Source organism: Paraburkholderia hayleyella (genome assembly GCF_009455685.1).
Lineage (GTDB): Bacteria > Pseudomonadota > Gammaproteobacteria > Burkholderiales > Burkholderiaceae > Paraburkholderia > Paraburkholderia hayleyella.
The window spans coordinates 1,504,133-1,527,550 of sequence record NZ_QPES01000001.1; the positions used below are offsets into that span (position 1 = coordinate 1,504,133).

Annotated in this window: 17 protein-coding genes; all 17 read left to right on the top strand. The window is 65.5% G+C overall.

What is annotated here, in order from left to right; all coding sequences use genetic code 11:
- The first annotated feature begins 82 nt into the window (after positions 1–82).
- The 17 genes from GH657_RS06915 (at position 83) to tssK (ending at position 23,415) form a co-directional block, all read left to right on the top strand.
- A complete protein-coding gene (locus GH657_RS06915) occupies positions 83–877 on the top strand; it encodes a lytic transglycosylase domain-containing protein (RefSeq protein ID WP_246174019.1) in 795 nt (264 codons plus the stop codon).
- Complete coding sequence (locus GH657_RS06920; RefSeq protein ID WP_174769897.1) at positions 864–2,285, top strand: serine hydrolase domain-containing protein; 1,422 nt, start codon at positions 864–866, stop codon at positions 2,283–2,285. The genes GH657_RS06915 and GH657_RS06920 overlap by 14 nt, the downstream gene beginning before the upstream one ends.
- Positions 2,286–2,561: 276 nt before the next feature.
- Positions 2,562–4,361 (top strand): type VI secretion system protein TssA, encoded by a 1,800-nt coding sequence (gene tssA / locus GH657_RS06925; RefSeq protein WP_153100023.1) that lies wholly within the window; start codon positions 2,562–2,564, stop codon positions 4,359–4,361.
- Positions 4,362–4,383: 22 nt separating this feature from the next.
- Positions 4,384–4,926, top strand: coding sequence for a type VI secretion system contractile sheath small subunit (gene tssB / locus GH657_RS06930; RefSeq protein ID WP_153100024.1), 543 nt, complete (start codon positions 4,384–4,386; stop codon positions 4,924–4,926).
- The gene (gene tssC, locus GH657_RS06935; RefSeq protein ID WP_153100025.1) at positions 4,923–6,416 is read left to right on the top strand and encodes a type VI secretion system contractile sheath large subunit; all 1,494 of its coding nucleotides are present in this window, start codon (positions 4,923–4,925) and stop codon (positions 6,414–6,416) included. Before tssB ends, tssC begins: the two co-directional genes overlap by 4 nt.
- Before the next feature lie 96 nt (positions 6,417–6,512).
- Positions 6,513–6,998 (top strand): Hcp family type VI secretion system effector, encoded by a 486-nt coding sequence (locus tag GH657_RS06940; protein WP_153100026.1) that lies wholly within the window; start codon positions 6,513–6,515, stop codon positions 6,996–6,998.
- 223 nt (positions 6,999–7,221) lie between these two features.
- On the top strand, positions 7,222–7,674 hold the full coding sequence (gene tssE, locus GH657_RS06945; protein ID WP_153100027.1) for a type VI secretion system baseplate subunit TssE: 453 nt from the start codon (positions 7,222–7,224) through the stop codon (positions 7,672–7,674).
- Positions 7,655–9,406, top strand: a complete 1,752-nt coding sequence (gene tssF / locus GH657_RS06950; protein WP_153100028.1) for a type VI secretion system baseplate subunit TssF — start codon at positions 7,655–7,657, stop codon at positions 9,404–9,406. The genes tssE and tssF overlap by 20 nt, the downstream gene beginning before the upstream one ends.
- Positions 9,370–10,407: a type VI secretion system baseplate subunit TssG gene (gene tssG / locus GH657_RS06955; protein ID WP_153100029.1), complete on the top strand. Its 1,038-nt coding sequence runs from the start codon at positions 9,370–9,372 to the stop codon at positions 10,405–10,407. Before tssF ends, tssG begins: the two co-directional genes overlap by 37 nt.
- The gene (gene tssH / locus GH657_RS06960; protein WP_153100030.1) at positions 10,404–13,208 is read left to right on the top strand and encodes a type VI secretion system ATPase TssH; all 2,805 of its coding nucleotides are present in this window, start codon (positions 10,404–10,406) and stop codon (positions 13,206–13,208) included. Before tssG ends, tssH begins: the two co-directional genes overlap by 4 nt.
- Positions 13,205–15,928, top strand: coding sequence for a type VI secretion system Vgr family protein (locus GH657_RS06965; RefSeq protein ID WP_153100031.1), 2,724 nt, complete (start codon positions 13,205–13,207; stop codon positions 15,926–15,928). Before tssH ends, GH657_RS06965 begins: the two co-directional genes overlap by 4 nt.
- Positions 15,929–16,023: 95 nt before the next feature.
- A complete protein-coding gene (locus GH657_RS06970) occupies positions 16,024–18,696 on the top strand; it encodes a DUF2169 family type VI secretion system accessory protein (RefSeq protein ID WP_174769898.1) in 2,673 nt (890 codons plus the stop codon).
- The gene (locus tag GH657_RS06975) at positions 18,693–19,697 is read left to right on the top strand and encodes a pentapeptide repeat-containing protein (RefSeq protein WP_153100033.1); all 1,005 of its coding nucleotides are present in this window, start codon (positions 18,693–18,695) and stop codon (positions 19,695–19,697) included. Before GH657_RS06970 ends, GH657_RS06975 begins: the two co-directional genes overlap by 4 nt.
- A gap of 108 nt (positions 19,698–19,805) precedes the next feature.
- Positions 19,806–20,420, top strand: a complete 615-nt coding sequence (locus GH657_RS06980; RefSeq protein WP_153100034.1) for a DUF3540 domain-containing protein — start codon at positions 19,806–19,808, stop codon at positions 20,418–20,420.
- A 104-nt stretch (positions 20,421–20,524) separates the two neighbouring features.
- Positions 20,525–20,929, top strand: coding sequence for a DUF4150 domain-containing protein (locus GH657_RS06985; RefSeq protein WP_153100035.1), 405 nt, complete (start codon positions 20,525–20,527; stop codon positions 20,927–20,929).
- 54 nt (positions 20,930–20,983) lie between these two features.
- Positions 20,984–21,850 carry a type VI secretion lipoprotein TssJ gene (locus tag GH657_RS06990; RefSeq protein WP_174769899.1) on the top strand — a complete coding sequence of 289 codons (867 nt, stop codon included), beginning with the start codon at positions 20,984–20,986 and terminating at the stop codon, positions 21,848–21,850.
- A 182-nt stretch (positions 21,851–22,032) separates the two neighbouring features.
- A complete protein-coding gene (tssK, locus tag GH657_RS06995; protein ID WP_174769900.1) occupies positions 22,033–23,415 on the top strand; it encodes a type VI secretion system baseplate subunit TssK in 1,383 nt (460 codons plus the stop codon).
- The last annotated feature ends 3 nt before the right edge of the window (positions 23,416–23,418 follow it).

Sequence of the window (23,418 nt, forward strand, 5' to 3'; positions counted from 1 at the left end):
CGGCAGGCTCCGCGCGCGCAGCATGCCTTGGGGCCTCGCGCCCTGGTCCGTACGCCGGATCTTGCTTCTCAGGAAGACCACCATGATTTCACCCGTGACGCTGGCTGCCGTGCTGACGGTGCTGTTTGCCGTGGCGATGCCTTCGGCCCGCGCCGAGGTGTACGCCTGCATCGCGGGCGACGGCACGCGCTACATGTCGAACCGCCAGAACGACGACTGCTATGCGCTGGTGGTGGGCGCTGGCGCCGGGCAGGCCAGCGCGCGGCCGGCCGTGCGCGGCGCGAAGCTGACGTCTAGCCGTGCGCCCCGCGTGAGCCCGGTGACGTTGAACCTGCGCGCCGCCAATGCCGCCACCAATGCCATCAATGCCGTGAAACCCTTGCGCCCCCCCAGCCCCTTGCCGAACGTGCGCACTACCTGGCAGCGCGCCTCGGCCTATGGCGCACTGATTGCCGAGGCGGCCCAAGCCTACGGTGTCGATCCTTATTTGCTGACCGCTGTGATTTCGGTGGAATCCGGCTTTAACCCGCTCGCCGTCTCGCCCAAGGGCGCGGTCGGGCTGATGCAGCTGATTCCGGCCACCGGCATGCGCTATGGCGTGGCGGGCGACAACGGTGGCAGCGTGGCGCAAAAGCTCGCCGACCCCGCCGCCAATATCCAGGCGGGCGCGCGTTATCTAAGCGACTTGCTGCGGCGCTACCCCGGCAATCTGAAACTGGTGCTGGCCGCCTATAACGCGGGCGAAGGCGCCGTGCAGAAATACAACGAACAAATCCCGCCTTATGAAGAAACCCGCGCGTATGTCGTGCGAGTGCTGGGCCATTACCAGCAACTCGTGGATCTCCCTCAAGGCAGTGGGCGTCATGAGATTCAGTGAAACGGCGTCACTCGTGCGGGGACGGCTAGCCGCGTGGGCCGCGACATGGAAGACCGCGCGCGAGGTCCGTCGTGCCACGCAGGCGAGCCCTGGGCTGCTGGTACTCGTGCTGGTGTTGTTGTGGCTCGGCTGCGTGACAGCGGTGCTGGCCCAGCCGGTGGGCACGCTGATTCCGGGGCAGACCTGGCAGGATGCGGCGGATGGCCCGGCTGATCCCGGTGCTGAAGTCGAGCGCCTGGTGCAGCACGCCGCCCGCACGACGCCGCTGGCTTCGGTGGCGGTGGCGGTGCTGCGCCACGGCCAGATCATCAAGCGCTACGCCATCGGCATGGCCAATATCGAACGCGCGCAGCCCGCGACGCTGGATACGGTTTACCGCATTGATTCGCTGACCAAGCAGTTCACCGCCGCCGCGACGATGGTGCTGTCCCAGCGTGGCGTGATTGATCTCGACGCGCCGCTCAGCCGTTATCTGCCGGACGCACCCGAAAACTGGCGCGACGTGCGCATCGTTCATCTGCTGAATCACACGTCGGGTTTTCCGCACGACAGCCCGGAGCGTTTTCCGCCGATTGGCGTGCAAAACTGCGGCGAGGTTGAGCGCTCGCTACGCCCGCTTTACGCCATGCGCGTGCCCGAGGGCTTCAGGCCCGGTGACGCGTTTCATTACAGCAATGCGGGTTACGCCGTGCTCACCGCCGTGCTGCGCCGGGTGACGGGGCGCTGCTATGCCGAGCTGCTCGACGGCCTGCTATTCAAGCCCGCAGGCCTGAGGCACACCTCGCTCGACATGCTGCAGTACGCCGACCCCAATCTGGCCATCGGTTATCAGCGCGATGCGTTCGACATGGGCTGGCGCCGTGTGCCGCAATTGCCGTCGGCGATGGGGGCGGGCGCGATCAAAACCACGCTGGGCGATCTGGCCGCCTGGGAGCGTGCGCTCGAAGGCAACACGATCCTCAGCGAACAGAGCAAGCAGCGCATGTGGTCGCGCACCCGGCTCAACAACGGACGCTTCTCGGCATATGGCTTGGGCTGGTTCATCTACATGACCGGCGACGGCGTGCGGATCAATCATGACGGCGTCGGCTGGGGCTACAACTCGGCCTTCTATCGCTATCCGCAGGCGGGCTACACGGTGCTGGTGCTGAGCAACACCAGCGCCCGCGATTCGGTGGCCGATCGCCTCGCCGGACAGATTGCCCTGGCCTACGAGCCCAGGCTCGCCTTGCGCAAGAAACCACCGAAACAAGCCACGTCCGCACTCGGCTCGCCCTTCGCCCGTCAGGAGGGCGAACGCGATGACCCGGGCGGGGCAGGACGCGGTTTAGGCGCTGAGCGCGCTGAAAACGACGAAGCGGATGTTGCGGCAGGCGGTGATCTCGGCACCGGAAACAAAAATGATTGATGCCGCGCGTGAACCTTTTCCGCTGATTTGTTACTCAGCGGGAAATTAATGATGCGTGGGGATGCCGTGGTCTGGGTTCGGCGCTCGACGCGGGCATTTTTACCGACTGTTTTGGGGTGGCCCGGAGCCGTTTGAAGCATTGGAACTCGTTACAGCGCGTGTGAAGCGGTTGTTTTCAGCGCGCAGCGCGCAGTGCGAACAACGAACAACGAACGGCGAACGGCGAACGGCAAGAGGCAAGAGCAGGCAGGCAAGCAGGCAAGCACAGGCGGTCACATGCAGCAACAGGCGGATGATGGAGTGCAGGACACAGCGTGGCCCCAGACAGCGGGCGGCACGCCGCTTTCTGCCGCGCTCATCGCGGCGTACAGCCGTGACTGCGAGCCCTTCGCCCAGGCCGAAGCGGAGATCGAGTTGCTCGTCGCTGTGAGCGCGAGCCGCTCGACCGACTGGGGCCTGGTCGCCCGTGCCACGACCCAGGTGCTGACGCAGCAGGGCAAGGATTTATCAGCGGCGGTCTGGCTGAGCGTCGCGCTGTTGCGCACCACGGGCCTGACGGGCCTGGCCGAAGGCGTGCGTGGCTTGCGGCAGATGGTCAGCGCTTACTGGGACGTGATGACGCCGCCCGTGAACCGGGTGCGCGCCCGTGACAACCAGATGCAATGGCTGCTCGACCAGCTCGAAGCCTGCCTTGCCCCCGGGGCTCAGCAAACGGCCTGGCAGCCGCTCGAGGCGGCGTTGCACGAGGCGCTGCTGGCCGACTGGGATGCGCTCGAAGTGTTCTGGAGCGGACATCACAGCGATGGCCCCGCGCTTTTCGCCGCGCGTCGGCTGTTGCAGAACCTGCCGGTGCAGGAGGCGCCTGATGCAGCCGTGCCTGCCGAGGGCAGCGCGGCTGCCACGTCCAATGCCGAGACTGATACCGATCCCGGCTCCAGTCTCGAACCCGCTAGCCGTACCGATGCGGCCACTGCGTCATCGGCAACGGCAACGGTCTCTTCAACGGTCTCTTCCTCTTCACTCGCTTCTTCGGGCCCGGCGGCCTCCGCTTTGCCTGCGGCGTTTTCCGCCGCGCCGCTGGCGAGCAGCATGACAGGCCATGCCGAGGAAGCCCGCCAGGCCATCGAGGCCGCACTGGGTGGCTGGTCCGCTTATCTGCTGGCCTGCCAGCAGGCCGCGCCCGATGCCGCTTTTGCCTATCGCCTGAATCGCGTCTGCGCCTGGGCCCTGATCGACACCGTGCCCGCGACCACGACCCCCGAAGCTGGGTTGACACGTGTACCGGCTCCGCCCGATGCCGTGCGCAGCGTCCTCGACACCCTCCTGGCTGGCGGCGATGCCGCCGCGCTGGTCGAATTCAGCGAAAGCCGCCTCGCGCAATTTCCTTTCTGGCTCGACTTGTGCCGCTACAGCCATGAGGCGCTGCTGCGTCTGGGCGCGACCCAGGCCGCCGAAGCCGTGGCGCAGGACACACGGGCTTTCGCCGCGCGCTTGTCTGGTTTGCTGGGCTTGCAATTCGCCGATGGCCAGCCGTTTGCCGATACCACGACCCAGCGCTGGCTTGCCGCGGGGCGCACCGCGCCGCGGACGGCCTTGACGGCGCTTGCGCGCAGCCCGCTTCCTGACAACGCCAGCGGCCCCGATAGCCTCGACGCCCTCACGCAAAGCGCGTACGCCACCGCTGCCAGCGGCCAGTTAGGCGAAGCGCTCAGCGCGCTGGAGGGCTACGCCCAGGCACAAACCTCGGGCCGCGAACGCTTTCGCACGCGCCTCGTGCAGTGCGAATTGCTCGGCGAACACGCACAGCACGAGGCCCTGAGCTGCTTCGCCGCGCCGCTCGTGGCGCAGATCGAAGCGCAGGGGCTCGCGCACTGGGAACCTGAATTAACACGCCGCGCGCTGGTGCTTGCCGCCCGTGCCAGCAATACGGCAAGTACGGCACATGCAGCACATGTAGCGGGCCTGGCGGACACGTCACGACGCCCGCCGCAGATTGAGCAGGACCGTTGGGTGGCGCAACTGGCGTCGGTCGATCTGGCCTGCGCCTGGCATCTGATATTCAACGCCGATGTTTGATCGGCCACTGTAGGGGGAAGAAATGGCAGATGACGGATCAGTCGCTCCAAAAGAGCGCGTCAATATCGTCTACAAGAGCGAGACAGGTGGGGCCAAGGAAGACGTCGAACTGCCGCTCAAGCAGCTCGTGCTGGGCGACTTCACCTTGCGCGAGGACAGCACGCCGCTCGATCAGCGCAAGACGGTCTCGGTTGACAAAAACAACTTCAACGAAGTGCTGCGCGGCCAGGGCCTGACGCTCGATGTCGCCGTGCCGAACCGCCTCGCGGGCACGCCTGAGCCAGGCGCGGAAGAAGAACTGCTGAACGTGCATCTGGCGTTCGACAACATCCGCGATTTCGAGCCCGACGCCATCGTCGAGCAAGTGCCCGAGTTGCAGCAACTGGTGTTGCTGCGCGAGGCGCTCAAGGCGCTCAAGGGGCCGCTGGGCAACCTGCCGGAGTTTCGCCGGCGCTTGCAGGATCTGGTGAAAGACGAGGGGACGCGCACGCGTTTGCTGGCCGAACTGGGCGCGAGCCATGAAGGCGATGGCAAGGACAGCAGCAACGAGGAGGACAAGCCATGAGCGATGAACAACAACAGAAAGTAGCCGGGGGGGCCGCACCGTCGTCCGAAGCGCAGCCGGGCTCGCTGCTGGACGAGCTGATCGAAGTCACACGCGTGAAGCCCGGCGACGACGCCTATGGCGTGACGCGGCGTGGTCTCGAGGCCTTTGTCGCGGAGTTGCTGGAGCCTGCGCGCAGCAATGAAAAAGTCAGCCAGTTGATGATCGATGACATGATCGTCGCGCTGGACCGCAAGCTGTGCCGCCAGGTGGATGCGATCCTGCATCACCCTGACGTGCAGAAGATGGAGTCGTCCTGGCGTTCGCTGAAGTTTCTCGTGGATCGCACCGATTTCCGCGAAAACAACAAGATCGAAATCCTGAACGTGTCGAAAGACGCGCTGCTGCAGGACTTCGAAGATGCGCCCGACGTCACGCGCTCAGCGCTCTACAAGGCGGTGTACACCACCGAGTTCGGCCAGTTCGGCGGCCAGCCGATTGCCGCGATCATCGGCAATTACGAATTCGGCCCTGGCGGCCAGGATATCAAGCTGCTGCAATCCATTGCCAGTGTTTCGGCGATGGCGCATGCGCCGTTCATCTCGGCGGCAGGCCCGGCGTTTTTCGGCGTCGAATCCTTCTCCGAGCTGCCGAACCTGAAAGACCTGAGCGCGGTGTTCGAAATGCCGCAGTTCACCAAATGGAACGCCTTTCGCCAAAGCGAGGACGCGCGTTTCGTCGGCCTCACCGTGCCGCATTTTTTGCTGCGCGTGCCCTACGGCGAAACCACGGTGCCGGCGAAAAAGTTTCAGTACGAAGAAGACGTCTCGGATAACAACTCGCGCTTTTTGTGGGGCAATGCCGCGTTTGCCTTCGCCAGCCGCCTGTCGGACAGCTTCGCCAAGTACCGCTGGTGCGCCAACATCATCGGGCCGCAAGGCGGCGGTACGGTGGGCGATCTGCCGATCTACAACTACGAGGCCATGGGCGAGACCCAGACCAAGATTCCGACCGAAGTCCTGGTGTCGGAGCGCCGCGAGTTCGAGCTGGCCGAGCAGGGGTTTATTGCGCTGACGATGCGCAAGAACACCGACAACGCCGCGTTTTTCTCCGCCAACTCGTGCCAGAAGCCAAAGTTTTTCGGCAAGACCGCCGAGGGCCGCGAAGCCGAAACCAACTTCAAGCTGGGCACGCAACTGCCGTACATCTTCATCGTTAGCCGCCTCGCGCACTACATCAAGGTGATCCAGCGCGAAAACATCGGGACGTGGAAAGAGCGCGGCGATCTTGAAACCGAGCTGAACAACTGGATTCGCCAGTACGTGGCGGACATGGACGATGCCACCTCCGGTGTGCGCGGCCGCCGTCCGCTGCGTCAGGCGGAAATTGCTGTCTCGGACGTCGAAGGCGATCCGGGCTGGTATCGCGTGAACATGAAGGTGCGGCCGCATTTCAAATACATGGGCGCATCGTTCACGTTGTCGCTGGTGGGCAAGCTCGACAAGGCTTGATTTGCCAGATTTGAGGAAAGAAGGGTTACGTATCGGTCGGACATGCATTAACCCTGTTGTCGCCGTAGCACTCACATTTATTGCTGGAGATTTGTTATGCCAATGCCTTGTTACCTCACGCTGGAAGGCCCGAACGGGAAAATCGACGGCTCTTGCGAAGTCGAACCCCATAAAGGCAAGATCGAAGTCCAGGCCGCTGAAATGGCCGTCGAGCTGCCGCGCAACCCGCAGACCGGTTTGCCCGCAGGCAAGCGCCAGCATCTGGGCTTGAGCATCACGAAGGTGATCGACAAATCATCGCCGAAGATTTTCCAGGCCCTGTGTTCCGGGCAGCAGATGAAAAGCGGCTTGCTCGAGTTTTACCGCACCAGCCCGCAAGGCAAGGAAGAGAAGTACTACACCATCAAGGTGTCGAATGCGGCGGTGGTGTCGGTGCGCGACTGGGTGCCCAATTGCCTCGATCCGGAAAACAAGCAGATGGGCCATATGGAAACCGTCAGCCTGACCTACGAAAAAATCGTGGTGACCTGGGTCAAGGATGGCATCGAGGCCGAAGACGACTGGCTCAATCCGAAGGCCTAAACGATGTAACCCCGTCGATGTAACCCCGTCGATGTAACCCCGTGACGCCGCCAGGCCAGGCAATCCGGCGTGGCCGTGGCGTCCCGGCAGCATCGCTACAAGGGATGAGGCCTGGAACGCAAGCCGCATCCAGGCTTCGAGGCTTCGAAGCCGTGAGCCTCGAGTTCCAGGCCTCGCGTTTCAAGCTTCAAGCATCAAGCCTTACCCGGACACACGCCAAGCCATGAGAGAGCAAAGATTGCTGGAGCGTATCGCGGCTTCGGAGGCGGCCTCGGAGAGCGCTCAGGAGCGCTCGCATTCGACCCGTTTCGACGTGCTGATGCAGTCGATCCTCGATCATCTGACACGCCTGCTCAATACGCGCCGTGGCAGTGTGCCCAGCGCGCCGGGCCTGGGCGTGCCGGATATCACCAACCTCGCCGGGTCGCTGGAAGCCGGCAGCCTGCAGCGCGCCGTGGATGACATGACGCAGTTGCTGCGTCGTTACGAGCCGCGTCTCAAGCAGCCGAAAGTGACCTACGTGGCCGATCTGGGCCACCGTCTTAGCCTGAGCTTTGCCATTGAAGGCAGCCTGAATATTGATTCGCAGGATGTGCCGGTCAGCGTGATGACCCAGGTGTCGCCGGAAGGCCGGGTGCAACTCAAGCGAGGCCATCGTGCTGAATACCTACTTTGAACAGGAACTGGGCCGCCTGCGCGGCCTGGCGAGCGAATTCGCCGCGCTGAACCCGGCGCTCGCGCCGCTGCTTGGCGCCGATGTCGCGCCGGATCCGGATGTCGAACGCCTGCTCGAAGGCGTGGCGTTTCTCACCGGGCTGATGCGCCAGCGGCTCGATGACGAATTCCCCGAGTTTGTCCAGTCGCTCGCGCAGATGCTGTTTCCGCATTTTTTGCAGCCGTGGCCGTGCATGACGATCATGCAGTTCCAGCCTAAAGGCCCGCTGGGCGGCACGGTGCGCATTCCTGCCGGGGCCGAGGTGGCCTCGGTGCCGGTGGATGGCGTGCGCACGACGTTTCGCACTTCGTTTCCGGTGGCCGTCGAGCCGCTTTCGTTGCGCGCGGCGCGCTGGGAGGGCGAAGGTGCGCAGCGCAGCCTGCGTCTCGAGTTCGTCTTCGAGGGAATTGAGGCGAACGCCTGGCGCGCCCAGCGTGTGCGGCTCTATCTGGGCGATGCGGTGGCGGATGCCTCGCGCTTGCTGTTGCTGATGATTCGCTATGTGCGCGAAATCCATCTCAGCGCGCCGGGCGGCGCGCTGACGGTGCTGCCGCCCTCGGCGATCAGCATGGCGGGGCTGAACCCCGATGCCACGCTGGTGCCACATAACGACAACACGCACCCCGCGCATGCGCTCTTGCGCGAGTATTTTGTCTTCCCTGAAAAATTCCTCTACCTCGATTTGAGCGGCTTCGAGCGCTGGAGCGAGCGCGGCACGAGCGGGGCGTTCAGCGTGCGCTTCGTGCTCAACGAATGCCCCGACTGGGCCCCGGCGCTAGGCGAGACCAGCTTCCAGCTCAATACCACGCCCGCTGTGAACCTGTACGAAGCCCAGGCGCATCCCGTGAGCCTCGATGAGCGCCAGGCGGAATATCCCGTGCAACTGCAGGAAAAAGACGGGCGCCGCGTCGGGCAGATTTTTTCGCTCGAACGGGTCAGCGGTTATGCCGCAGGCGAAGAGATCGACTATCTGCCCTTCGCCGCGTTTGCGGGCGGACCGAACACCTACCATTTGCGGCTGCGCGAATCGCCGCTGAAAGAAGGCGTCGACTGTTTCTTAAGCGTGGCCCACGCGCCGCAAACCGCCGGGCCCAGCACGTTGAGCGGCACCGCGCTTGCCGCGCACCCCACCCGCCCAACGCTGTCGATCGAAGCGCTCTGCACCCATGGCGCGCTGCCCGAGGTGCTGCGTCTGGGCGATATCTGCTTGCCCACCGACAACTCGCCGTCGCGCATGAGCTTTCATAACATCCGCCCGGTCACGTCCTACCGCTTGCCGGTGCTGGATGACCGCCTGCTCTGGCGCATGGTGTCGCATCTGAGCGCGAACCATTTGCGCCTGTCCAGCGTCAAGCAGTTGCGCCAGTTATTGAGCCTGCAACTGGCGGGGGCACGCGCAGGCGTGGCGGATGTCGCGCAACAGCGCCGCATCGACGCCATCGAGGCCTACACCGTGACCCCGGCGCAACGCCTGATGGGCGGCATCCCCGTGACCGGCTGCGAGATCGCGCTGGTGTGCCGCAGCGATGCCTTCGTCAACCTCGGCGGGCTGTTTCTGTTTGGCGCGATGCTCGACGAGTTCTTTGCCGGCATCGTTGGGCTGAACGCTTTTTCGATGCTATCGATTACCGATCCGGTTACCGGAGAAATACTGCAATGGCCAGCGAAGATCGGGCAGCAACAACTGCTCTGAGCCGACTCGAGGCGGATGGCCCACGCTATGGTTTTTTCCAGGCGCTGCGGCTGTTGCGGCGTGACTATCCGGACCGTGCGGCGTTCGAAGCCGCGCTGCGCTTTCAGCCGACGCTGGGCCTGGGCTTCGCCGGTCACGACATCGAGCGCATTGGGCGCGATGCCGAGGGCAAGATCCGCATCGGGGTGAATTTCTTTGGCCTGTATGGCGTGTCCTCGCCGCTGCCGACGTTTTACACCGAAGACCTGATCGACGAAGCGCGCAATGGCCGCAGCGCGATGCGCGACTTCATCGACATCGTGCACAACGCGCTGTATCCGATGCTGTTCCAGGTCTGGGAGAAATACCGGCTCTGGTTGAGTGTCGCGGAAGGGCGCGAGCGCGAGCGCTACGACTTGCTGCTGGCGCTGATCGGCCGCATGGACGCCGAGCGCCGTTTGCCGCGCGAGGCGGAACTGCTGCGCTTCGCCGGCCTGATGACGCATATGCCGCGCTCGGCGCTGGGGTTGCAAACCCTGGTGCGCGGGCTGATCGGCTTTGGCCGGGTGCGCGTCGAGCCGTGTGTGCTGAATGTGATCCCGGTGCCGGACAACGCCCGCTGCGAACTCGGCGCCCCCAGCGCACGACTCGGCAGCACCTTGCTCGGCACCGAAGTGGCGCGCCGCAGCGGCGTGGTCAAGCTGCATGTGCATCAGCTCAACGCCGAGCGTTTCGCCCAGTTGCTGCCCGGTGGCCGCGTGTGGCAGCGCCTCGTGCGCCAGCTCGCGCTGTATCTGCATGAACCGGTGTGCTGCCGTCTGATTCTGTATCCCGATCCACCTGCTCGCCGCGGCATGACGCTCGGCGCGTCGGGCCACGCCCGGCTCGGCCTCGATGCCTGGCTGGGAGAGGCTTTCCTCGACTATCCCCAGCCCGGCATCGAAGCCGACGAACGCGTAGAGCTCACGCTGCTCGCGGGCGATGAATCTCAACAAGCTTTTGCGCAAGGAGCCTTCGCATGATCCAGCTCGACCTCAAGGCGCTCTTCGCCCGACTCAACCCGTTTGTGCGCCAGGCGCTCGAAGATGGCGCGGGACTCGCGCTCGCGCGCAGTCATTACGAAATTGGCGTGGAGCATCTGCTGCGCAAGCTGCTCGATGAGCCCGCAGGCGATGTGCCGCTGTTGCTGGCGCATGCGCAAATCGATGTCGCGCGCCTGCGTCATGCCGTGGATACGGCGCTGGCCGAACTCAAGAGCGGCAATGCGGGCCGTCCAGTGTTCGCGCCGCTCCTGACCGAGTGGGTGCAGGACGCGTGGATGGTGAGTTCGGTGACGCTGGGGCAAACGCGGATTCGTAGCGCGGCGCTGTTGCTGGCGTTGCTGGAGCGCAGCGGTTATTACGTCGCGGGCATGGCTTACGCGCAGATTCTGCGGCCGGTGCAGGCGAGCGCGCTGCGCGAGGCGTTCGCCAGCGTCTGCGAAGCTTCGCTGGAAGGCCCGGCGCAGGACGCGCCAGAGGCCGGCGGAGTGGGAGGGGCGGGCAGTGCGATGGGCGGCCAGGCCACCGGCCCCGCAGGGGAATCCGCGCTGATGCGTTTTTGCGAGGATTTCACGGCCAAGGCCGTGGCGGGCAAGATTGATCCGGTGTTTGGCCGCGATGCCGAAATCCGTCAGATCATCGACATTCTCGCCAGGCGGCGCAAGAACAATCCGATTTGCGTCGGTGAGCCGGGTGTGGGCAAGACCGCGCTGGTTGAGGGCCTCGCGCTACGCATCGCCGAGGGCGATGTGCCTGAGAGCATGCTGGGCACGCGTCTGCTCGGGCTCGATCTCGGCTTGCTGGAAGCTGGGGCGAGCGTCAAGGGCGAATTCGAGCGGCGCTTGCGCCAGGTGATCGACGAAGTGAAGGCCTCGGCGCAACCGGTCATTCTCTTTATCGACGAAGCCCACATGCTGATCGGCGCGGGTGGCCAGGCCGGAGGTGGCGATGCCGCCAACCTGCTCAAGCCTGCGCTGGCACGCGGCGAGTTGCGCACCATCGCGGCCACGACGTGGAGCGAATACAAGAAGTACTTCGAAAAAGACGCGGCGCTAGCGCGCCGGTTTCAGCTGGTCAAACTCGATGCGCCCGATGTCGCGGCGACGATCCACATTCTGCGCGGCCTGAAAGACGCCTACGAGAAAAGCCATGGCGTGACGATCCGCGATGACGCGCTGGTGGCCGCGGCGGAGTTGTCGCATCGCTATATCACCGGGCGGCAGTTGCCGGACAAGGCGGTGGATTTGCTCGATACCGCGGCGGCGCGGGTGCGCATCAGCCAGAACGTGAAGCCCGCTGAGCTGGAGCAAGTCGAGCGCACGCTGCTGGCGCTCTCGCGCGAGCGCGCGGCGCTCTCGCGCGATGCGTCGTTTGGCTATGGCGACCAGGCCGCGCGGCTGTTGCAGATCGAGGAGGCGTGCGCCGCGCTCAAAGCGCAGCAGGCCACGTTGACGGCGCGCTGGCAGGCCGAGCGTCAGGCGGCGCTGGCCTTGCTGGCACAACGCGGGCCAGCGCCTGGCGCGGAACAGGCGGCGGCTGCGGATGAGGCCTCGGGTGCGGCTGCGGATGAGGCCACGGCCGCCGTGGCCGAGGCGCAGACCGGCGCGGCCCCCGCCGCCGCGCTCACCCTCCAGGCGGCCCGTGCCGCGCTCGAAGCGCTCCAGGGCGACGACCCGCTGCTCTTCACCGACGTTGGCCCCGAAACGGTGGCCAAGGTCGTCGCCGACTGGACCGGCATTCCGCTCGGCCGCCTGCAGCGCGACCGCGCCGCCACCGTGATGGCGCTGGCTGACACGCTCAAGGCGCGCATCCGGGGCCAGGAGGGCGCGCTCGAGCGCATCGTCGATATCGTCAAATCCGCCTCGTCGGGCCTCAAGGACCCGCTCCAGCCGCTCGGCGTTTTCCTGCTGACCGGCCCCAGCGGCGTCGGCAAAACCGAAACCGCGCTCTCGATTGCCGACCATCTGTTCGGCGGCGAAGCCGCGCTGGTCACGATCAACATGAGCGAGTTCCAGGAACGCCACACCGTGAGCCGCCTGGTGGGCTCGCCCCCCGGCTATGTCGGCTATGGCGAAGGCGGCCTGCTGACCGAAGCCGTGCGGCAGCGGCCATATTCGGTGGTGCTGCTCGACGAAGTCGAAAAAGCCCATCTGGACGTGGTCAACATCTGTTACCAGATCTTCGATAAAGGCACGCTCTCCGATGGCGAAGGACGCGATGTCGATTTCAGCAACACCGTGGTGTTTCTCACTGCGAATCTCGCCAGCGAACAGATTGTCGATGCCTGCGCCAAGGCCGAAGCCGCTGGTGTCGCGCCTGATCTCGACGCGCTGGTGGCGCAGATCACGCCCGCGCTGGCGAAGCATTTCAAGCCCGCGCTGCTGGCGCGCATGACCGTGATTCCGTATGTGACGCTGCCCGCCAGCGCGCTCGAAGGCATCGTGCGGCTCAAGCTCGCGCGCATCAGTGAGCGTCTGCAAAGCGGCAGCCATATCGCGCTGAGCTTCGCGCCCGAGGTGGTGCAGGCGATCACGCAGCGCTGCCATGAGGTGGAAAGCGGTGCCCGCAATATCGATTTCATCGTGCGCAAACATGTTTTGCCGCGCCTCTCGGACGTGCTGCTGGCCGCGCAATGCGATGGCCGTGTGTTGCGCGCGGTGCAGGTGAGCGTCGCGCCCGATGGAAGTTTTGCGGTGACGGCACAAGACGCTGACAGCGATGCCGAAGCCAACGCCAACGCTGTGGTTGAGGTTGCAACGTTGCCCACCGAGGTCGCTTCATGAGTGCAGACAATCTTGCCGCGCAGCTTGCCACTGAGACGGCGCTGAAATACCGCTTCGAATGCGAGGGCTATGCCAGCGGGACGTTTTGGGTTTCGCAGTGGGCGGGCACCGAGCGCGTCTGTGAGCCCTACCGCTTCGAGATCCTGCTGGCCTCGACGCTGGACACCGTTGAGCCGCAAGCGCTGCGTGGCAGCCGCGCCACGCTGACGATCGTCGACGCCAGCGGCGTCACCGCGTTGCGCCATGGCGTGCTGACCCAGGCCACGCAGCTCGATTCCGACGATCACTTCGCGTATTACCGCGTGGTGCTGGAGCCGCGTCTGGCGCGGCTGCGCGAATGGATTTACAGCGAGATCTATCTGAACCTGGCGCTGCCGGACCTGATTCGCCAGGTGTTGCGGCAAGGTGCGCTGACCACCGAGCCCGGCCCGGCCAGTTACGATTTCCGCATCGCCGCCGGGCCCGATGACAGTGCGCCGACCCAGGCCAACTTTATCTGCCAGTTCGAGGAAAGCTGTCTCGCATTTTTGACGCGGCGTCTCGCGCACGAAGGCTGGTACTACTACTTCGAGCAGCTCGAAGACGGCGAAGCCGTGGTGTTTTGCGCCAGCCGCGAGCAGCAGCCCACGCCGCCACTCGAGCTGTATTACCGGCCCGCAGGCGGGCTGCTGTCGGACCAGGGCGCGGCCATCGTCGAGCGTTTTAGCGAAACGGCGTTCGATACGGCGCAGCAAGTGACGCTGAAGGACTTCGCCGCGACCCGCGCGATGCTCGAACTCAGCGTCGGGCAAAGCGTGAGCGGCGGCAACGTCGGCGAATGGACCCGCTACGGCGAGCATTTCGATAGTGAACGCCAGGGTGCACGCCTGGCCGGGCTACGCGCCGAGGCGCTGGCCTGCCGCGCCACACGCTTTAGCGGCGCGACGCGTTCGGCCGGGGTGAGCGCGGGTTATCCGTTCGTGTTGCAAAAGCATTTTCGTGAAAGCTGCAATACCCGCTACTACGTGACCGAGGTCACGCATTCCGGGGTGCAGCCCTTGCCGCTTGTCGCTACGCGCCAGGAGAACCTGACGCGCAGCTATCACAACGAGTTCGTCGCGCTGCCTTTCGCGGTGCAATACCGGCCTTCGCCGAACGTGCCCTGGCCGCATATCGCGGGCTATATCAGCGCGACGATCGACGCCGAAGGCGATGGCCAGTTGCCCGAACTCGATGAAAACGGTTGCTACAAGGTGCAGTTTCTCTTCGACCGTTCGGACAAGCAGGCTGGACGCGGCTCGGCCTGGTTGCGGCTGGCCGCGCCTTACGCGGGCGCGGGGCATGGCATGCATTTCCCGCTGCATAAGGGCTCGGAAGTGCTGATCGCATTTATCAATGGTGATCCGGACCGGCCGGTGATCGCGGCAGCGGTGCCGAACTCCGAGCATCCGAACCTGGTGACGCTGAAGAACCCGACGCAAAACACGCTGCAAAGCGCGGGCGGCAACCGCATGCTGATGGACGACAGCGATGGCCACCAGAGCCTGACGATGGCCTCGCCGGTGGCGGGCACGAATCTCGTGCTGGGCGCGGCCAAAACGCCTGGCATGGCGCTGAGTTCGCAAGGGCATATCGCCATGACGTCGAGCAGCTCCGCGCGCACCGTTGGCAATGTGTATAGCGAGACCATCAACTACGGTGGTGGTGGCGGTGGCGGTGGCGGTGGCGGTGGTGGCGGTGGCGGTGGTGGTGGTGGTGGTGGCGGTGGCGGTGGCGGTGGCGGTGGCGGTGGCGGTGGCGGTGGTGGTGGTGGCGGTGGCGGTGGTGGTGGTGGTGGTGGCGGTGGTGGCGGTGGTGGTGGCGGTGGTGGTGGTGGCGGTGATGGCCCGACGCCTACACCGACGCCTACACCGACTCCGACACCGACTCCGACACCGACACCGACTCCGACACCGACACCGACACCGACACCGACGCCGACGCCTACACCGACACCGACTCCGACTCCGACACCGACTCCGACTCCGACTCCGACTCCGACTCCGACTCCGACGGCGGCGCCGGCGCCGGCATTCATTTCCAACAACTTCGCTCTCGGGCCCGGCAAGTTTTTTAGCGGTGCGCAAAACATGGGCGTCATAGTCCAGAACTACATCGGCGCGTCAATCCAGAACTATGCCGTGAGCCTGACGCAAAACGTGACGGGCTTTTGCACCGAGTTCTATGAAGGTCTGGCAACGGAGATCTATATGGGCTGGCATCTCGTACGTCATCCGATCGGACGCGCGATCTACGCCGAGGACACGCTGGTCAACGAGGCCACGCGTTCCGTCACCGTGGCGGGCCTGACCGATTTCACGACGAACACGTTGCAGATGTCGGCGGTGGGTGGCGTCAACTTTGGCTTTGGCACCTGGGACACCTACGCCGATGCGATGTCGGTATCCGTGGGCGGGGTGGTCAATTTCAGCAGCCTGGACGAGACAGTGTTCAAGAGCCCGACCGGCGTGACACTTGAGTCCGGCACCAGTGTTCTGGATCTGTCACCGGAGGATGTCGTGCTGCAATCGATCGAATCCACGATGGTGGGCAGCGACGGCATGATGGGGGTTTTCGGCGAGGAGATCGACGTCGCAGGGCCAGACGGGAGCCCCGCCAGCCTGATTCTCGTGAGTGGCGATGAGATCGGTGTGCAGGCCGAGATGCTGACGCTCAATGGCACGCTGATCAACATTGGCTAAAGCTAGCGCGGCCAGCGTGGCCACCGCGCCCGGAAATCCAGCGGGTTTCCGGACGCGTCCTGATGTTTTGCTGCAATCCCTCACGGGCTGATTTGATGAAAATCCACAAACCTGCTGAAACGCTGATTCTGCTGAAACACGGCGCCCGTTTTGGCAAACCGTGCCTGACGGTGACGCTGGGTTATATGGCGCACGTCGATGGCACGTTGCTGACCGAGCAGGCGGCCTGGGGCGCATTGCTGGCGCAGTTCAAATCACAGCCGTTCGATAGCGGCGAGAAAAAAGCGCGCGGTGTGTTCGCCGTGGCGGGCGAGGCGCGTGCGCCCGAGGGCCATCAGGTGCTGGCGATGACCGTCTCGGCGCGCTGCGCCGGGCGCGAAAAAACCCTGCACGTCTACGGCGAGCGCTATTGGCGTCACGGGCTGTCCGCCGCGCTGCCGGGCTGGATTCCGGGCGAGCCCAAACCGTTTGCCACGATGCCGCTGGATTTCGCCCATGCCTATGGCGGCCCGCTGTGGCGCGACAATCCGCACGGGCTGGGCCATCGCGCCGAGGGCGCGGACTGGGCCAGGGTGGCGTTGCCCAATCTCGAACTGCCTGGCTCACCCTGCCTCTCCCCGGCTGACCGCCCGCTGGCCGCGACCTATCTGCCGTTACCTTCCGATGCCCCGGCGCGCGCGCAGTGGCTCGGCGCACTCGATGAGCGCTGGCGCAAGACGCGCTTTCCCGATTACCCCGATGACACCGATCCGCGCTTTTTCGATGCCGTCGCGGAAGATCAATGCCTCGACCGTTATTTCACGGGTGATGAGCCCTTCGAAGTGATGGGCATGCATGCGTTGTGGCCCACGGTGGGTGGCCGCTTGCCCGGCCTGCGGCCGCGCCTGCTGTGGCGCGAGGCGCGCCTCGACGAAAACGGCATACGGCGCGAGGACGGCCCGGTGATGGAGAGCCCGCTCGATCTCGATACGGTCTGGCTCTTTCCCAACGACGAGCGCGTGCTGGTGCTGTACCGCACGACCTGGCGCGTGAACGAACTGGATGCGACCGACGTAGCCGCGTTGCGCATCTACACCGAGCGTTTGTCGGACACCCCTGCCAGCAGCGCGGCGCTGGTGGCGCGCTGGCGTGAAGAAGGCGCGGCGGCCACGGCGAAGAAGATGGGGGCCGCCGCGCCTGCCGCTGCGCTCAAAGCGCCAGCGCCAGCGGCAGGCCTGCCGCCCGCGTTGCGGGCGCAACAGGTCGCCTTGCGTGAAGCCCAGGCGGAGGCGGTTTGGGCCGGGATTGAGCAGCGCCACCAGACGCTGATGGCGACCCTGATGCAGCAGCCAGGCGGCATCGACGCGGTGGCGCAAATTCCGGCGCCGCAGCGTGCCGCGTTCGACGCGGCACGGATGAATCCGCCGGTGTTGAGCGGCGCGACGAGCGTCGATGTGCCTGCGAAGATGCGCGAGATCATGACGCAAGCGGGGGTGCCCGAGGTGCAGATCGAACATTTTCTGCGTGCGCCGCCTGCCACGCCGCAAGCGCTCACCGAGGCGTTAGAGGCGGCCCGCGCACAGATTACGGCGGGGCCGCTCGATGGCGCGCAAAAGGGGCACGTGCTGGGCCATCTGACAGCATTTGGCGCGCTGGCCGAGGCCCGTGCGGCGAAGTGGCCGGAGGCGCTGGCGGCATCGGGTGCACCAGGCCAGGATGCGGTACCGAATGCTGCTTCAGCTGCCGCTACGGCGGCCACTACAGCCGCCCCCGCGCCCGCGGTGCGCAGCGCCCGCACCACGCTGGACGTCGCCGCCATCGTTGCGCGGCTCGCGGCACACCAGCCGCTCACGCGTATCCACGTTAAGCAGCAAGACCTGAGCGCACTGAATTTCGACGGCATCGATCTCAGCGATAGCGAATTCATCGACTGCAATTTCACGCGCGCTTCGCTGCAACGCGCGCGATTGCCGCGCAGCACGTTTGCCGGCTGCACCTTGAACGAAGCCCGGCTCGATGCCGCTGACCTAAGCGGCACGGCGTTCACCGGCTGCGATCTCAGCGCGGCTCGCCTTGCCGCCTGCAACGGCCGCGCCATGCGCTGGACGCGCTGCCAGGCGGCCGGTGCTGATCTGAGCGGCGCGAGCCTGAATCAGGCGAGCTTCACCGAATGCACGTTCGATGGCCTGCGCGCGGCGCAATGCAGCGCCACGCAAGCGACGTGGCGGCAATGTTCCTTGTTGCGGGCCGATTTCACCCGGGCCAACCTCGAACGCTCGACTTTCGCCCAGTGCGCTATCGGGCATGCCGTGTTCGACCATGCGCGGCTCGTCAAGGCGCAGTGGCAGACCGTGAGCGGCAACGGCGTGCAATGGCGCGAAGCCAATCTCACGAACTGGCGCGTGTTCTCGCAATGCGTGTTCGAGGAGGGCGATTTCACCCAGGCCAACCTGAGCCAGGCTTGCTTGCGCAATAGCAGTCTCAGGCGCGCCTGCTTGCGCGAGGCGCGGCTCGATGGCGCGCTGCTGCTGGCCTGCGATCTCAGCAGCAGCGAGGGCTACCACCTCAGCGCGCGGGGCGCGCAGTTCACCGATTCACGTTTGAACCACGCGCAATGGCGCGGCGCGAATCTGCTGGGTGCCTCGTTGCGCAAGGTGCAGTTGTGCGACGTCGATTTAACCGGCGCGAACCTGTATAGCGTACAAACGCGCGGCGCCGTGGTGTCAGGCGTGAAGCTCTATCAGGCGCTGCTGACGCGCTGCCGTTTGCTCGAGGAGCACAGCTCATGACGATGACGCCAACCTCTATCCCTAGTCCTGGCCCTGGCCCTGTCTCAACGTCTGCGGCTGCACCGCTCACGCGTGCCGCGTTGCTGGAACAGATCGCACGGGGCAAGGTGCTGCGCGGCCTGAAGCTGGCCGGAGGCGATTATCGGGGGCTAGCGGCCAAGGCCGCGCGCTTCGACGGGGTCGATGCGCGCGGGGCGCGTTTCGACGACGCGCAACTGGCGCAAACGCACTGGAAAAACTGTCTGCTCGACGGTGCGCAGTTCAACCAGGCGCAACTGCCGCAAGCGCGTTTCGAGGCCTGCCAGGCGAGCCAGAGCGCGTGGCGCGGCGCCAACCTGTTGCGCTCGACGTGGCAGCGCTGCACGCTGACCCAGGCGCAATTCGATGGCGCCAACCTGACGCGTCTCTCGTGGTTCGACTGCGTGGCAAGCGGGGCGGCGCTGGCGCGAGCCACGCTCGATATCGCGTTGCTGAAGAACTGCGATCTGCGCGCCATGGATCTGCAACGGGTGTCCTGGCGTCTGGTGCAAATCCGCGATTGCGACTTGAGCGGCAGCCAGTTCGCCGGAGCGCGCTTCGCGCACAGCGCGATGAGCGGCGTGAAGGCCCATGCGACGGATTTTCGCGGCATCGAAGCGCCGTATCTGGCATTCGAACGTAGTGATTTGCGTGGCGCGCGTTTCGTGGGAGCACAGCTCAAGGGGGCGAAGTTCGATCAGGCGCAACTGGAAGGCACGGATTGTTCGGAGGCCGACCTGACGCTGGCGCGCTTCGTCGAGGCGCAAGGGGCCGGGCTGAAGCTGTGCCGCGCGCAACTGGTGCGCGCGGATTTTTCACGTGCGGCGCTACCCGGCGCGGATTTTACGGACGCTGAGGTGGAGAACGCGAGCTTCGATGACGCCGATCTGGACGGCGCGATCTGGGAGCGCTGCAACCGCGCGGCCGCGCGCGCCCCAGACCTGTTGCTGCACGAAGCGCTGGCGTGGCGGCCGCCGGTGTGAGCCATCTAGCCCCGTAATCAGGCAGTCATCAGGCCGCCACCAGGCCGCAACCAGGCCGCAACCAGGCCGCAGCAACCACCGATTAGCGAATCAACCGGAGTCGATTTCATGCAGGCGATCAGAAAACCTACCCTTCAGGCCCATGTAGCGGCGTTCTATCACGCTGAGGTGACGGCTCTGCACGCCGACGACACGCTCGCGGTGAGCTGCGACGGCTTTGCCTTCGAGGTCCGGCTGGCGGCGGGCTGCCTGCTGCAGCCCGCGGTAGGCGACACGGTGCTGGTCACCGTGGCGGGCGAGACGGGCTACGTGCTGAATGTGCTGGAGCAGGCCGCAGCCGCGGGCGCACGGCGCGTGCTGCGCTTGGGCGACGAGGTGCAACTGGCCACCGAAGCCGGCACGCTGAGCCTCGAAGCGCGTCATGCCGCGCTGCGTTTTACGAGCTGCGATTGGCACAGCGGCACGCTGCATTGGCATGGCGACGAAGCGCGTTCGGTCTGGCGCGAGCGCAGCGACTGGAGCGAGCGCCGTTTCGAGGCCGCGGGCACGGCTGAAGAGTGCCTCGGCGAGAGCGTGCGGCGCATCGCCGGTCACGAAGAAACCAGCGCCCATTCGATGCGCCAGCGTATCGCAGCGGAGTGGGAGGCGTATGCGCAGGACGTTTCGCTCTTTGGCGAGGGGCGTGTCAAGGTCGATACCGAGGGCGAGATTCAACTGGGGTAACGGAAGCCAAGCCCGGGAACGCCAAGCCCGGCATGCCACGTGGCGCAGTGGATGAGCCCAGGCCAGACGCCATGAATGACACAGACTGACCAGGAGAGAACACGATGTTTTGGTTAACGATGGCTGGAGCGATGCTGCTGGCGGAGCTGGATGTTTGCCTGACCCCGGTGGCGACGCCTGCGGGCCCGGTTCCGACGCCGCTGCCTTATCCCAACTTTGGCGATACGGGTGCGGCTGTCGCGGCGTTGATGAACATTCTCGTCGGGGGCGCGCCTGCGCTGAACCAGATGAGCGAGATTCCGGTGAGCTCGGGCGATGAGGCGGGCACCTACGGTGGCGTGGTGTCCCTGTTGTTCGGCGCCAAGATCAGCTTCGTCGAGGGCATCCCGAACGTGGCGGCAGGGGGCATGCCGGTCGTGACGCTGTGCGGCCTGACCTCCCAGAACCTCGACAACGCCCCAGGCGCTGCCATCACACCGAGCCAGGTGACCGTTATGGTTGGAGCCTGAAAGATGAAATGGCATAACGCGCAAAAGACCGCTACCCTACGCCCCCGGACCTTAATGAGATTACCCGCCGGTGCGATGCTTGCCTTGACCCTGGCCACAACGCTGTTACTGGGCGGATGTGGCGCAGTCAATGGCATGCTAGGCGGTAATTCTGAGACAAAAGCCCTGTCGCAGCTGAAATGGGCCTACGCCGCTGACGGCCTGAAAATCGTCTGGCAGGCCGATGCCCATCTGAACGAAGCCGAAGGCCAGCCGCATGCGCTGGCGCTGGTGGCGGTGCAGATGGAAGACCCCGCGGCCTTCACGGCCTACGCGGGGGCGACCGACAAGCTGGCGGAACTGTTGGCGGCCAGTGTGCCGCCGCCGGGCTTTTTGTCGCTGACGCCGTTTTTTGTCCAGCCCGGCGCGCAAGGCAGCATCACGCTGCCGCGGATGGAGAAAGCCCAGTACGTCGGCATTGTCGCGGGCTATTACGGCTTCGATCCGGCGCGCATCGTGCGGCTGTATCGCATTGGGGTACAGGTGGATACCCACGGCTGGGTCGTGAAAACCCGCTCGGCCGCGCCCGTGCCGTTGCAGGTCACGCTGGTGCTGGGGCGCGACGGGCTCGACGGGACGCAGCAGGGCATCGCGGCGAAGCCACCGGCGCTGACGAAGCCGCCTGCTGCAGGCGAAGTGCCGCTGCCCACGGGCGCACCCGCGGCGCCCGTGGTGGCGCCCGCGCTGCCGGGCGCGCCGGGGGCCCCGGCCGTTCCGGCACCGGCTGCACCGGTACCGGCCGTTCCGGCCCCTCCCGAGGCCGCTCCTCCCGAGGCGGCGGTGAAAGCGGGCTCGGACTGGCCGGGCGTGTCCGCTCTGGGGGAGATCCCCGGTTTGGGAACAGGAGTGGAAGCCGAGGCGAAAAAAGCGCTGCAAAAATGAAGCGGGCAGCGAGTCGTACCGAATACCGATACACGTAGCAAACCGAACACGCCATAACCGCATAACACGAGCGCGCGAGCCGTACCGCCGCCATGGACCGTAAAAACGCGCAACGTGCGTCCAGTGCCCGGCCCAACAGAGGCGAGAGGCACACCGGATGCGCCGCCGCAGGGGAAACGCAGATGAATTTCGAACAGCCGCTTTACTGGCACCAGGGGCAACTGCTCCAGCCACAGCACTTGCAGCACGCCGACGCGTATCACGCGAGCCGCCTCGAACGCCTGGCCGATCTGGCGCTGCCGTACTGCTGGGGCCTCGAAGCCTTGCAGATCAACGAAGCCGCGCTGGCGGCAGGGCAGTTCATGGTGAATACGCTGAGCGCCCGTTTTCAGGACGGCACCTTCGTGCGCTATCCCGGCAATGCGCTGCTCGAAGCCCGCAGCCTGGCGCGCACGGGGGACGCCAACTGGCCGCGCACGCTGCATCTGGGCGTGCGCCGCGTTGTGCCGGGCAGCGCCAACTGCACCGTGCACGATACGCTCGATGCCGCCGCCACGGCGCCCACGCGCTTTGCCGCGCTGACCGATCCCGAAACCGTCACCGATTACTTAAGCGGCGGTAACGCCGCGCAGGTGCGCGGCATGCATTACGTGCTGCGCCTGTTCTGGGAGGACGAGCTCGAAGCGGCGAGCCAGTACGAACTGCTGCCATTGGCGCGGCTCGAACTCGACGGCGACAGCGTGCGTCTGGCGCCCGGTTTCATGCCGCTGGTGGCCAGCCTCGGCGCCAGCGCGGCGCTGATGCAAGCCGTGCGCGATATCCGCGACGAACTGCTGGGCCGCGCGCATCAGCTCGAAACCAGCAAGATCGCCGCCGATGCGCTCAACGTCGGCATCGACAGCGGCCAGTTGCGCGTGCTGATGGCGCTCAACGTGCTGGGCCGCTACGGCCCGCTGCTGTGTCATTTCCTCGAGACACCGCAAACCCATCCGTGGCCGGTCTACGGCGCGCTGCGCCAACTGGTGGGCGAACTCAGCATGTTCTCGACGCGTTACGACATGCTGGGCCGTGGCACCGATGACCGCGTCGCGGTCGCGCCGTACCGCCATGAGGAAGCCGGGATGCAGATCGCCTCGATCGGCACGCTGATTGCCCGCCTGCTCAACGAGATCACGTTCGGCCCCGATCAGGTGGTGCGCTTCGAGCGCGCCGACGATCTCTGGGTGGCCGATTTGCCCGAGAGTTTCCTGAGCGGGCGCAATCGCTATTACCTGATCGTGGCGGGGCTGACCGAGGCCGAAGCCGTCGCGCGCTTTGCCGCCGAAGCCAAACTCGGCGCGGCCAGCGAACTGGCCAATCTGGTCTCGCATGCGCTGCCGGGCCTTGAGTTGCTGCCGCTGGCGGTGCCGCCCGCGGGGATGCCCCGGCGTCAGCAGTCCGCGTACTTTCGCATCGAAACCGTTAGCGACGCCTGGGCCTCCGTGGTGCGCGAGCGCGGCGTGGCGTTGTTCCATGGCGCGCAGACCCAGCCGTTAGCGGTCGAAATCGTGATGATCCGGAGATAAGGC